This is a genomic window from Streptomyces umbrinus (assembly GCF_030817415.1).
GTDB lineage: Bacteria > Actinomycetota > Actinomycetes > Streptomycetales > Streptomycetaceae > Streptomyces > Streptomyces umbrinus_A.
Genome location: NZ_JAUSZI010000002.1, coordinates 2577708 through 2589512, shown reverse-complemented (window position 1 = coordinate 2589512; position 11805 = coordinate 2577708). Strand labels below are relative to the sequence as shown.

Annotated in this window: 8 protein-coding genes and 1 tRNA gene; 5 read left to right on the top strand and 4 right to left on the bottom strand. The window is 68.0% G+C overall.

What is annotated here, in order from left to right; genetic code table 11:
* Window positions 1-3 precede the first annotated feature (3 nt).
* Both frc and QF035_RS11895 read right to left on the bottom strand, forming a co-directional pair.
* Window positions 4-1281, bottom strand: a complete 1278-nt coding sequence (gene frc, locus QF035_RS11900) for a formyl-CoA transferase (protein ID WP_307520120.1) — start codon at window positions 1279-1281, stop codon at window positions 4-6.
* Window positions 1282-1291: 10 nt separating this feature from the next.
* Complete coding sequence (locus QF035_RS11895; protein WP_307520118.1) at window positions 1292-2977, bottom strand: thiamine pyrophosphate-binding protein; 1686 nt, start codon at window positions 2975-2977, stop codon at window positions 1292-1294.
* A 187-nt stretch (window positions 2978-3164) separates the two neighbouring features.
* On the opposite strand from QF035_RS11895, the gene sucC reads away from it, so the two are divergent.
* The 3 genes from sucC (at window position 3165) to QF035_RS11880 (ending at window position 6947) form a co-directional block, all read left to right on the top strand.
* On the top strand, window positions 3165-4295 hold the full coding sequence (sucC, locus tag QF035_RS11890) for an ADP-forming succinate--CoA ligase subunit beta (protein ID WP_307520117.1): 1131 nt from the start codon (window positions 3165-3167) through the stop codon (window positions 4293-4295).
* Between the two features lie 11 nt (window positions 4296-4306).
* Complete coding sequence (gene sucD / locus QF035_RS11885) at window positions 4307-5191, top strand: succinate--CoA ligase subunit alpha (protein ID WP_055611810.1); 885 nt, start codon at window positions 4307-4309, stop codon at window positions 5189-5191.
* A gap of 214 nt (window positions 5192-5405) precedes the next feature.
* The gene (locus tag QF035_RS11880) at window positions 5406-6947 is read left to right on the top strand and encodes an aldehyde dehydrogenase family protein (RefSeq protein WP_307520114.1); all 1542 of its coding nucleotides are present in this window, start codon (window positions 5406-5408) and stop codon (window positions 6945-6947) included.
* A gap of 106 nt (window positions 6948-7053) precedes the next feature.
* On the opposite strand, the gene QF035_RS11875 is transcribed toward QF035_RS11880, so the two are convergent.
* Window positions 7054-8424 (bottom strand): DUF2254 domain-containing protein, encoded by a 1371-nt coding sequence (locus QF035_RS11875; RefSeq protein WP_307520113.1) that lies wholly within the window; start codon window positions 8422-8424, stop codon window positions 7054-7056.
* A 141-nt stretch (window positions 8425-8565) separates the two neighbouring features.
* Between QF035_RS11875 and QF035_RS11870 the strand changes: the two genes are divergently transcribed.
* Window positions 8566-8650: transfer RNA gene (locus tag QF035_RS11870), tRNA-Leu, on the top strand.
* On the opposite strand, the gene QF035_RS11865 is transcribed toward QF035_RS11870, so the two are convergent.
* On the bottom strand, window positions 8615-10324 hold the full coding sequence (locus QF035_RS11865; RefSeq protein ID WP_307520111.1) for a recombinase family protein: 1710 nt from the start codon (window positions 10322-10324) through the stop codon (window positions 8615-8617). The genes QF035_RS11870 and QF035_RS11865 overlap by 36 nt on opposite strands.
* Before the next feature lie 908 nt (window positions 10325-11232).
* On the opposite strand from QF035_RS11865, the gene QF035_RS11860 reads away from it, so the two are divergent.
* Window positions 11233-11796, top strand: a complete 564-nt coding sequence (locus QF035_RS11860; protein WP_307520110.1) for a hypothetical protein — start codon at window positions 11233-11235, stop codon at window positions 11794-11796.
* Window positions 11797-11805: the final 9 nt, after the last annotated feature.

Sequence of the window (11805 nt, the reverse complement as noted above, 5' to 3'; positions counted from 1 at the left end):
CAATCAGATCACTCCGTTCGACTTGAGCAGGCGCAGCTCCTCGTCGCCGAGACCGAGCTCGCCGACGTACACCTCTTCGTTGTGCTCGCCGAGCAGCGGCGAACTGGTCACGTCCACGGGGGAGTCGGAGAGCTTCAGCGGGCTGCCCACGGTCACGAAGTCGCCCCGTTCGGGGTGCGGCACCGTCACGACCATCTCGTTGGCGACCAGCGACTCGTCCTCGATGATCTCCTTGGTGGAGAGGATCGGACCGCAGGGGATGTTGTGGGCGTTGAGCTGCTCAAGGACCTGCCACTTGGGGAGCGTGGACGACCACTCCTCGATGAGCTGGAACATCTTGGTGAGCTGGGGGAGCCGGGCCTCCGGAGTCGCCCACTCGGGGGCGTCCGCGAGTTCGGGGCGCCCGATGAGCTCGGTGATGGGCTTCCAGCCGACGGGCTGCACGATGACGTACACGTAGTCGTTCGGGCCGCCCGGCGCGCACTTGACGGCCCAGCCGGGCTGACCGCCGCCGGACGCGTTGCCCGACCTGGGAACCTCGTCGCCGAAGTCGTCGTTGGGATATTCAGCCAGCGGTCCATGCCCGAGGCGCTGCTGGTCCCGCAGTTTCACCCGGCACAGATTCAGCACGGCGTGCTGCATCGCCACGTTCACGCGCTGCCCGCGCCCCGTGTTCTCCCGCTGGAACAGGGCGGCGAGGATCGCCGCCACCGCGTGGATGCCCGTGCCCGAGTCACCGATCTGGGCCCCCGTCGCCAGCGGCGGCCCGTCCTCGAAGCCGGTGGTCGACATCGACCCGCCCATGGCCTGAGCGACGACCTCGTACGCCTTGAAGTTGGTGTACGGGCCGTCCCCGAACCCCTTGATGGAGGCATAGACGATCCGCGGATTGATCTCCTGGATGCGGTCCCAGGTGAACCCCATGCGGTCGACCGCGCCCGGTCCGAAGTTCTCGACCATGACGTCGGAGCGCCGGATCAGCTCGGTGAGGATCTCCTTGCCGCGCTCGGTCTTGGTGTTGAGGGTGATGCTCCGCTTGTTGCAGTTGAGCATCGTGAAGTAGAGGGAGTCGACGTCCGGGAGATCGCGCAGCTGCTTGCGCGTGATGTCTCCGGTCGGCGCCTCCAGCTTGACGACGTCCGCGCCGAGCCAGGCGAGCAGCTGGGTGGCGGAGGGACCGGACTGGACGTGCGTCATGTCGAGGACGCGGATGCCTTCGAGGGCCTTGGTCGATGTCGTCGGCGTCGAGGCCGTCGGTGTCGTCGCAGTCGTTGCTGTCAACGGTTCCACCTCACTTGTACATCGTCTGGTTCATGGTTCCGGGGGCGTACGCGTCCGGGTCGACCCAGACGTTGATCAGTGACGGCTTGCCCGACTCGCGGGCGCGCTGGAGGGCGGGGGCGATGTCGGCGGGGTCGCGGACCTCTTCGCCGTAACCGCCCAGCATCTGGGCGAACTTGTCGTAGTGGACGTCGCCGAGGGTGTTGCCGACCCGCTCGCGCTCCAGGCCGTACTTGGCGGCCTGGCCGTAACGGATCTGGTTCATGGAGGAGTTGTTGCCGACGATGCCGACGAACGGGAGGTTGTAGCGGACGAGGGTCTCGAAGTCCCAGCCGGTGAGGGAGAAGGCGCCGTCTCCGAAGAGGGCGACGACCTCCTTGTCGGGCCGTGCCTTCTTGGCGGCGAGCACGAAGGGGACACCGACGCCGAGCGTGCCGAGCGGCCCCGGGTCCATCCAGTGCCCGGGCGACTTGGGCTGCACGACCTGACCGGAGAAGGTGACGATGTCGCCGCCGTCGCCGATGTAGATGGAGTCCTCGGTGAGGAAGTCGTTGATCTCGCTGACCAGGCGGTACGGGTGGATGGGCGAGGCGTTCGACTTCAGGTTCGGCAGCCGCTTCTCGATGGCGGTCTGCTCGGCGGCGCGCAGCTCGTCGAGCCACTCCTTGCGCTTCGAGGCGCCCCCGTTGATGCGTCCGGAGGCTGCCTCGGTGACCGACTTCAGGACCAGACCCGCGTCACCGACGATTCCGAGGTCGATGTCCCGGTTCTTGCCGACGGTCCGGTAGTCGAGGTCGATCTGTACGACGGTCGCGTCCTGTGACAGCCGCTTCCCGTAGCCCATGCGGAAGTCGAAGGGCGTACCGACGATGACGATGACGTCGGCGTTGGAGAAGGCGTACCGGCGCGAGAGCTGGAAGTGGTGCGGGTCCCCGGGCGGCAGCGTGCCGCGCCCGGCGCCGTTCATGTAGGCGGGGATGTTGAGAGCGCGTACGAGGTCGATGGCGGATTCGGTGCCGCGGGTCGTCCAGACCTGGCTGCCCAGCAGGATCGCGGGCTTCTCGGCGTGCACGAGGAGGTCGGCGAGCTTCTCGATGGCCTCGGGGTCACCGGCCGAGCGGGTCGAGGCCCGGTAGTGGCCGGCGGCGGGGACCCTGGCCTTCTCGACCGGCACCTTGGCGTCGAGGACATCGCGCGGGATCTCCAGGAAGGACGGGCCGGGTGCCCCGTGGTAGCACTCGCGGAACGCCATGGACACCATGTCGGCGGCCCGCGCGGTGTCCGGCACGGTCGCCGCGAACTTGGTGATCGGCGTCATCATGTCGACGTGCGGCAGGTCCTGCAGGGACCCCATCTTGTGCTGGGTGTGGGCCCCCTGGCCGCCGATCAGCAGCATCGGGGACTCCGCGCGGAAGGCGTTGGCGACACCCGTCACGGCGTCGGTCGTGCCGGGACCGGCGGTGACGACGGCGCAGCCGGGCTTGCCGGTGATGCGCGCGTAACCGTCGGCGGCGTGGGCGGCGACCTGTTCATGGCGTACGTCGACGACCTCGATGCCTTCGTCGACGCAGCCGTCGTAGATGTCGATGATGTGGCCGCCGCAGAGCGTGTAGATGACCTCCACACCCTCCGCTTTGAGTGCCTTGGCGACCAGGTGCCCACCGGAGATGAGGTTCTGGCTGTTGTCGTCGGGCATGGCGAAGTCCTGTCCCTTCGTAGGGGATTGGGCGCGCGGAAGTGCAGCTCAGACGTGGTGCGCGCACTGTTCGTGGATGCCGTCGCGGTACATTGCATACAGTCGACGAATACTGTATGAAGCTTGTTATCCCGCATCCAGTGGGTGGTGTCCAGGGGGCGTGCGGCACTTTTAAGAGGGAGCCGAGATGGACCTGTTCGAGCACCAGGCAAGGGAACTCTTCGAGGAACACGGCATTTTGGTGCCGAGGGCGGAGGTCACGGACTCACCCAAGGAGGCACGCGAGATCGCCCGCAGGCTCGGTGGCCGCGTCGTCGTCAAGGCACAGGTGAAGACCGGCGGACGCGGCAAGGCGGGCGGTGTGAAACTCGCCGCGGACCCCGCCGCCACCGAACTGACGGCGCGCCAGATCCTCGGTATGGACATCAAGGGCCACACCGTCGGCAAGGTGATGCTGGCCCAACCGGTCGACATCGAGAGCGAGTTCTATGTCAGTTACGTACTCGACCGCGCCGCCGGCCGGTTCCTCGCCATCGCCTCGGCCGAGGGCGGCATGGACATCGAGGAGGTCGCCGCCACCCGGCCGGACGCCGTGGCGCGCGTCCACATCGACCCCGCCGAGGGCGTCACCTCCGCGAAGGCGGCCGAGATCGCCGACGCCGCGGGCCTGCCGCCGCAGACCGTCGACCTCCTGGTCAGGCTCTGGGACGTACTGATCCGAGAGGACGCCGTACTCGTCGAGGTGAACCCCCTCGTCCGTACCGCCCAGGGGCAGATCCTCGCCCTCGACGGCAAGGTCACCCTCGACGACAACGCCCGCTTCCGGCAGGCGCGTTGGGGCGACCAGGAGTCCACGCACGACGACCCGCTGGAGGCGGCGGCCGCCGCCAAGAACCTCAACTACGTGAAGCTGGACGGCGAGGTCGGCATCATCGGCAACGGCGCCGGACTCGTCATGTCGACCCTCGACGTGGTCGCCGGCTGCGGCGCGCGCCCCGCCAACTTCCTCGACATCGGCGGCGGAGCCTCCGCCCAGATCATGGCCGACGGCCTCTCCGTCATCCTCTCCGACCAGGCAGTGAAGTCCGTCTTCGTCAACGTCTTCGGCGGCATCACCGCCTGCGACGCGGTCGCCGACGGCATCGTGCAGGCCCTGGAATCCGTCCACCTGACCAAGCCGCTGGTCGTCCGCCTCGACGGGAACAACGCCGTACGCGGCCGGGCGATCCTCGACGAGCGCGCACACCCCCTGGTCCAGCAGGCCACCACCATGGACGGCGCCGCGCGCCGTGCCGCCCAACTCGCCAACGCCAGCTGAAGGAGCGGGACATGGCCATCTACCTCACCAAGGAGAGCAAGGTCCTCGTCCAGGGCATGACGGGCGGCGAGGGCATGAAGCACACCCGGCGGATGCTCGCGGCCGGCACCGACGTCGTCGGCGGCGTCAACCCGCGCAAGGCCGGGCAGAGCGTCGACTTCGACGACCGTGCCGTGCCCGTCTTCGGCTCCGTGCGCGAAGGCATCGAGGCCACCGGGGCCGACGTCAGCGTCGTCTTCGTCCCACCCGCCTTCTCCAAGGCGGCAGTTGTGGAGGCGGCCGACGCCGGCATCGAGCTCGCCGTCGTCATCACCGAGGGCATCCCGGTCCATGACTCGGTCGCCTTCACCGCGTACGCGAGGGCGAAGGGCACGCGGATCATCGGCCCCAACTGCCCCGGCCTGATCACCCCCGGGCAGTCCAACGCGGGCATCATCCCGGCCGACATCACCAAGTCGGGCCGCATCGGACTCGTCTCCAAGTCGGGCACGCTCACCTACCAACTCATGTACGAACTCCGCGACATCGGCTTCTCGACCTGCGTCGGCATCGGCGGCGACCCCGTCGTCGGAACCACCCACATCGACTGCCTGGCCGCCTTCCAGGACGACCCCGACACCGAACTCATCGTCCTCATCGGGGAGATCGGCGGTGACGCCGAGGAACGCGCGGCCGCGTATGTCCGCGACCACGTCACCAAACCCGTCATCGGCTACATCGCAGGCTTCACCGCACCCGAGGGCAAGACGATGGGCCACGCCGGCGCGATCGTCTCCGGCTCGTCCGGCACGGCCCAGGCGAAGAAGGAAGCCCTGGAAGCGGCCGGAGTCCGCGTGGGCGACACCCCGACCGAGACGGCCCGGCTGGTCCTCGCCGCACTGGACGAGTCCGGATGAAGGAGCGTGATGTCACTCATAGTTGACACGACGTTACTTTCCGAGGTCGAGACGGATCGCTAGCGTCCTTCGTACAACGTCTCCGTACGCGAGTACTCCGAGCGCTCCGAGTACGCCAAGCACTCGAAGTACGCCAAGCGCGCCCAGTACTCCCGTACGCGAGACGAGCCATGCACTACCGCCCCCGACTGTGCACCGAGAGCGGAGCAACCGAATGGCACCCACCCTCACCCTCAAGTCCCACACCTCCTGGACCGACGCCTGGCAACGCTGCCTCACCGTGGCGCCGGAAGCCTTCCGGGACGACCGTGTCCTCAACCTCTGGGGCGCCGCCTGGCAGGCGGACGGCAGGGCGCTGCCCGCCACGAGCCCCGTGGACGGGAGCCCCATCGCGGGGCCCCCGCGCCTCGACGGCCTGACGGCCCACCAGGCCGTACGTGCCTCGCTCGACCACCACCGTGCCTGGCGGCACGTGCCCCTGGACGAACGCCGGGCCCGCGTCGCTGCCACGCTCGACGCGCTGACCGAGCACCGTGAACTGCTCGCGCTGCTCCTCGTCTGGGAGATCGGCAAGCCCTGGCGGCTCGCGCAGGCCGACGTCGACCGGGCCATCGACGGCGTGCGCTGGTACGTCGACGGAATCGAGCCCATGGTCGAGGGCCGGACCCCGCTCGACGGGCCCGTGTCCAACATCGCGAGCTGGAACTACCCGATGAGCGTGCTCGTTCACGCAATGCTGATACAGGCATTGGCAGGGAACGCGGTCATCGCCAAGGCCCCGACCGACGGCGGCGTCGCGTGTCTCACCCTGGCCTGCGCACTCGCCGCACGCGAGGGGATTCCCGTCACCCTCGTCAGCGGCAGCGGGCGCGAGCTGTCGGAGGCGCTCGTGCGCGCGCCCGAGATCGGCTGCGTCTCCTTCGTCGGCGGCCGCGACACGGGCGCCGCGGTGGCCACGGCCGTCGCCGACCTCGGCAAACGACACGTACTCGAACAGGAGGGCCTGAACACCTGGGGCATCTGGAACCACACGGACTGGGACACGCTGACGGCGGTCATCCCCAAGCTCTTCGACTACGGCAAGCAGCGCTGCACCGCCTACCCGCGCTTCGTCGTCCAGCGTGAGCTGTTCGACGACTTCCTGGCGGCGTACCTGCCGGCGGTCCGTACGCTGCGAGTCGGTCACCCGCTGGCGGTCGAGCACCCGGACGACCCGTATCCGCAGCTGGACTTCGGCCCTGTGATCAACGCGGCCAAGGCGAAGGACCTCCACGACCAGGTCGCCGAGGCGATCGACCGGGGCGCGGTCCCGCTGCACCGCGGCCGGCTCACCGACGCGCGCTTCCTGCCCGGCCAGGACACGGCGGCGTACGTCCAACCGGTCACGCTCCTCAACCCGCCCCCGTCCTCGCCCCTCCACCACGCGGAACCCTTCGGCCCGGTCGACACCATCGTCCTGGTCGACACCGAGGCCGAGCTGCTCGCCGCCATGAACGCGTCGAACGGCGCGCTCGTCGCGACCCTGTCGACCGACGACGAGGCCACCTACGACCGACTGGCCCCGCAGATCCGCGCCTTCAAGGTCGGCCACGGCAAGCCCCGTTCGCGCGGTGACCGCGACGAGCTCTTCGGCGGCTTCGGCGCGTCCTGGCGGGGCGCGTTCGTGGGCGGCGAACTGCTGATCCGCGCGGTGACGCGAGGACCGGTGGGGGAGCGGTTGCCGGGCAACTTCCCGGAGTACCACCTCATGCCGTGACCGCGAGTGGGCGGCGCCGTGCGGGGCGCCGCCCACTGGCTTTCGGGAACCGTCGGTGGTCGTACGGCTCGCCCACCAGATGCCCTGCTCTACCCGTTGCCCTGCTCTACCCGATGCCCTGCCGGTCCGGGTGGAGGGCGAAGGCGCGGTCCGTGGCTTGGGGCACGGTCCGTTCCACGGCCTGGGTCAGCAGTGTGCGATGGCGGACCAACGGCTCCCGACGGTCCTCGGCAACGGCACCGAGGAGATCGTCGAGCCCGGCCAGCAGACGTCGGGTGACCTGAGGACTGGACACCGCGCACCCCCGGATCTCCGTGAAGGCGAGGTCGACCAACTCGGTCCAGCCCGGCACGGGTTGTACCAGCCGTACGGTGCCTCGCCGGTCCCGGTGCAACAGGGCTCCGAGCGGGCGCTGCGCCACCGAGGACAGGAACTGCACGATCCGGTCCACGGCCTGCACCGCCGTGGTGGGGTCGTTCACGGCCGGCGACAGGGCGCGCAACGCGATGTCCGACAACTGCCGCAGCCCGAACCCCAGATCCTGATGGAACGTTCGCTCGGCACCCACGGACACCTGAAAACTCAGCGCCCGCAGCCCTTTCGTGGCGGGACCCCCATGAACGGCGAACACCGGCGTACCCGGCACGACGAAGTCCCCGATCCGCGGGACGAGCCGCAGCACGACACCGTTCTGCCGCGCCATCCGGACGAGCCGCGCGATGTCGACGTCCCGCAGCACACCCGCGCGGCCGTGATGGGCGATGCGGGCGGTCTCGGGACCAAGGCCGGAGCCGGGGCCGGGGCCCGTGCTGGTACCGATACCGGCGGGCTTCTCCGCGGAGACGGCGAGGGGCATGTTCGCGACGACCCGCAACGCCTCCCTGGTGATCAGGTCGACGACGTGCGCGACCCGCATCAGCCGCAGCGTCGAGTTCACGTACATCACGAACAGGACGACGCTCAGCCCCACCAGGATCAGCGTGAGGACGGACTGGACGAGCGGGATCGAGGCCACCAGCGCGGGATCGCGCTGACTGTCGTACGAAGTGAGGACGAGCAGGGACTGCACGAAGGTGGCCAGGAACACCGCGAAGGTGGCCTTGGTGATCCGGCTCCGCACGAAGATCCGTACGACGCGGGGGCTGAACTGCCCGGCGGCCATCTGTACGGCGACCAGCGAGATGCTGAAGACGACACCGATGAAGGTCATCATGGCCGCGCTGATCGTGGTGACCACGGTCTTCGCGTCCTCGGCGATGCCCAGCAGATCACTGACGGCGTCCTCGTCGCCCGAGTCGCGCAGCGCGGTCAGGATCGCGTCGTCCGCCGCCGTCGCCGCGGACCACACCACGAACACCAGGAACAGAGCGGCGGTCGGAGCGAACCAGAACGTGTCCCGCAGATGCTCCCGCCACGGCGACAGAGCCCGGTGCCGCCGTCTCCGCGGCAACCCGTCCGTAGTCTTCCAGTCACCCATGGTGAGACTGTAGGCGCACCCTCCGCACCTGTCGGGAACCCCCGCCGGGACGAGGAAACGCAGGTGAAAGCCACTCCGAAAGCTTGGTATTGTTGTCCATGTCGCCACGGGGAACACCCCCGTCCAGGCGGCAGACACCTAGTCCGGGTGGCGGAATGGCAGACGCGCTAGCTTGAGGTGCTAGTGCCCTTTATCGGGCGTGGGGGTTCAAGTCCCCCCTCGGACACAACCACTGACGATACGCAGACGAGGGCCTCGACCTAACGGTCGCGGTCTTCTTTGCGTGTTCGTAACTGATTGTGATGCCTAGGGCTTCATAGAGTGGGCCTTTTGTCTCGGTATCGGCTGCGTGGATGCGCTGTGCGATGTCTCCGAGCCTCTCAGTGATCTTCTGGATCTGCTGGGCGTTGAGTGGGGCTTCCTTCTTGCGGGTGGCAGCGGGGAGCGCGTCGAGTTTCTTCCGCGCCGCTTCCTTGTCTCTCTGCGCCTCGTTGATCCATTGAGTGACGACGGCGGGGTCGGCTCCGGCTTCGAGGGCGGACTGGTAGCGGGCGAGCCGGCGTTCGCAGTCCTTGACTGCCTGGCGGGCTTGGGCCTGTTCGGGTGTTTGAGTCTCTGCGGTGCTTGCCGTGGCGCTTGCGTGGGTGAGTGCTTCGACGGTGGCGGTGAGTCGTTCGGGGGCGAAGGCCCGGGCGATCCATGGGTCCAGGGCCTGGCATAGGACGTCTTCGCGCAGGTTGATGGTGCGTGGGTGGGTGAGGCCGGGGTAGAGGGCGGCTTCCTGGTCCTTGAATTCGCAGCGGTAGTAGACGCGGTTGCGGATGGTGGCGGGCTGCATCTTGCGCCCACACAGGGTGCATCGGACCCGGCCGCGGAGGGCGTAGGGGCGTGCGCCTTGCTTTCCGGCTCGTTCCTGTCGGCCGTGGGTGCGGGCCCGCTGTCTGCGGACGGTTTGGGCGGTGTCGAAGAGATCGGGGCTGATGATCGCTTCGTGGGCGGGTTCGTTGGAGCGGATCCACGCCTCGGCGGGGTTGTGGGTCATGCTGGTGCGGTGGCCGAGGGTGACGTCGTCGATGTCGAGGAGGCGTTCTTCCTTGCGTTGCTTGTTCCAGACCTCGTAGCCGGTGTAGCGGGGGTTGATGAGGATGGCGCGCACGGTGCCCTGCTGCCATGCGGTTTTCGCGCGGTGCGGATTGCGGACCGGGTCGTGGGCGGAGGGGCAGGGGATGGAGTCGCGTGTGAGCTGGGTGGCGATGGCCTTGTCGCTCATGCCGTCGACATACATGGTGAAGATCCGCTGCACGAGGGGCGCGGCGACGGGGTCGGGCTGGAGTGCGTGGATGCGCTGGCCGGTGGCCGCCTTGGCGGGGTTGGGGTGGGGCCCGGCGTCGGTGATCCGGTAGCCGTAGGGCGGTCGCCCGCCGAGGTAGCGGCCCTGGAGCTGGACCTGGGAGCTCATGGCGGTCCGTACGCGGATCTTGATGCGGTTGCGCTCTCCTTTGCTCATGCCGCCGAAGACGGACATGACGAGGTCGTGGGCCTCGTTGTCCGGGTCGATTGGCCCGCCGACCTCCGGCACCCACAGAGGAATGCGGAAGTGCACGAAGACGGGGAAGGTGTTGCCGAACTGGTTGCCGTAGAAGGCGCGCTGCGGCTCCCCGATCACGACCGCGTCGAACCCGCGGTTCGGGTCGCGGAGTGCTTGGAGGAGTTCGTTGGCGCGGGGGCGGCGCTGCCAGGGCAGGGAGCGGCTGTGGCCGACGTCGAAGTACTCGGTGACGATGTGGCCCCCGGCGGGCTCGATCAGGGCTCGGGCGCGGGTGAGCTGCCAGTTCCGTGAGGCTTCGGGATTTTGAAGGTCCTCGGTGGAGCAGCGTCCGGCGAAGGCGAAACGGATCACGTGCGGTGAGCCCCCAGTGTGTGCGTGTCGTGGAGCACGTTGCGGGTGTTGTGTGGCGGTCCGTCGTACCTCGCAAGGGTGAGAAGAGCCAGCGGCCGTCCGCGTCTCCTGGCAAGAAGGCTCGCCCGTCCATGCCTCCTAGCCCTCTCCGGCCTCTGGGCATGGCCGGCTCGGATCGGCGATCAGGGCGCGAAGGAGGTGGAGGAGGGCGGCGGCGACGCACTCGGTCACGTCGGGTGGCTCCTCGGGGAGGGCCACGTGGAGCTTGCGGGGGTTGCCCGGGCACGGGTGCTGCTCGAATGAGAGCTGGGGGCATGCGCCGTTGGGTGCCGGGATCAGAGAGCTCGTTGATGCTGACATATCCGCTATAGAGATGTCGCACGGCAGATTTGTCGTCCGGCGTCGGCCGTAACTCACCCGAGTTCACCAGCTGATGGGCATACATGGGCGGGTTCGGGACGGCGTCGTAGCAGGTCAGCGTGGTTGCTTTTGCCGAGAACTCTGCCAAGTGCAGGTCATACCGGATGTTGGTACTCGTGGAGGGTGTTGCCGAGGTAGTCGCGTCGTACCTGTCGAGGTAAGCGATCGTATCCGGGGTCAGTAAGGAATTTCATCCGGGCTCGCACGGATTTCGGCGCTGGGCGGGTGAACACGGCGTGCTCCGCGCGCTTAAGGGCAAGAGGATCTTGACCTTGGCCCGCGACCGGGCCGACGGCTGCCTGTCGTTGCTGTCGATCATTCATCCATGAGACTCCCGTTCCTCTGTGGACAGATGACGCAGCCAGCGACAGACGCGGTCGCCCGAGCTCATGGCATGCGCCGAATGGAGCCAATGTGAGAGAGCCTCGTGCGCCTTCCGAGGCGCGCTGGAGTGATCTCGGATGCTGAGTGCTACAAGGGAGGTCGCGATGCGCACGAGGGACGGCAGTTGGCTGATTACCACTGAGGTGGTGCTGGAGCCCGAGGAACACGATCCCGATGTCCTACCTTCCGTTCTCGCCCGGCTCACCGTGATCGACACTGCGGTGTTCTTCTGGGAAGAGGTCGACCGGGCTCCGCTCTTGAACTACGACTCACAGAAGAGCAAAGCGTTTGGCAAGGTCCTGTCGGAGTGTCTGGTTGAGGTGTTTAGGCGTGCCGGGTACGAGCAACACGCGCATCTTGCCGACGCGGCCTACGCATCGGTTGTTCAGCTGCCGGTACCGACCTTCGGCAGCCCACCAACGCAATGGACCGCACTCGGCCAGTTCCTTCAGACCACCGGGACTCCGGGGGCAGCGGCAATCAGTGAGTCTCTAGGAGCGGCCCCATCCATCACATTCATGTGCGTGGTGGGCGGGACGACCCTGCTGCTGAACATCAGCCTCCCCGTTGCGAAAGCTCTTGGGCGTGGCCTTGCGTACCGCGTCGATCAACTACTCGGAACGCCCGGCAGTGGCCAGGCCGTGGAGGAGGATGAACCGTCATCGTGAGGCGTAGCC

Bases quoted from the DNA above. Each gene is read 5' to 3' on its own strand.
- QF035_RS11880 (WP_307520114.1), top strand. From the start codon at position 5,406: ATGGCACCCACCCTCACCCTCAAGTCCCACACCTCCTGGACCGACGCC.
- sucD (WP_055611810.1), top strand. From the start codon at position 4,307: ATGGCCATCTACCTCACCAAGGAGAGCAAGGTCCTCGTCCAGGGCATG.
- sucC (WP_307520117.1), top strand. From the start codon at position 3,165: ATGGACCTGTTCGAGCACCAGGCAAGGGAACTCTTCGAGGAACACGGC.
- QF035_RS11860 (WP_307520110.1), top strand. From the start codon at position 11,233: ATGCGCACGAGGGACGGCAGTTGGCTGATTACCACTGAGGTGGTGCTG.
- QF035_RS11895 (WP_307520118.1), bottom strand. From the start codon at position 2,977: ATGCCCGACGACAACAGCCAGAACCTCATCTCCGGTGGGCACCTGGTC.
- QF035_RS11875 (WP_307520113.1), bottom strand. From the start codon at position 8,424: ATGGGTGACTGGAAGACTACGGACGGGTTGCCGCGGAGACGGCGGCAC.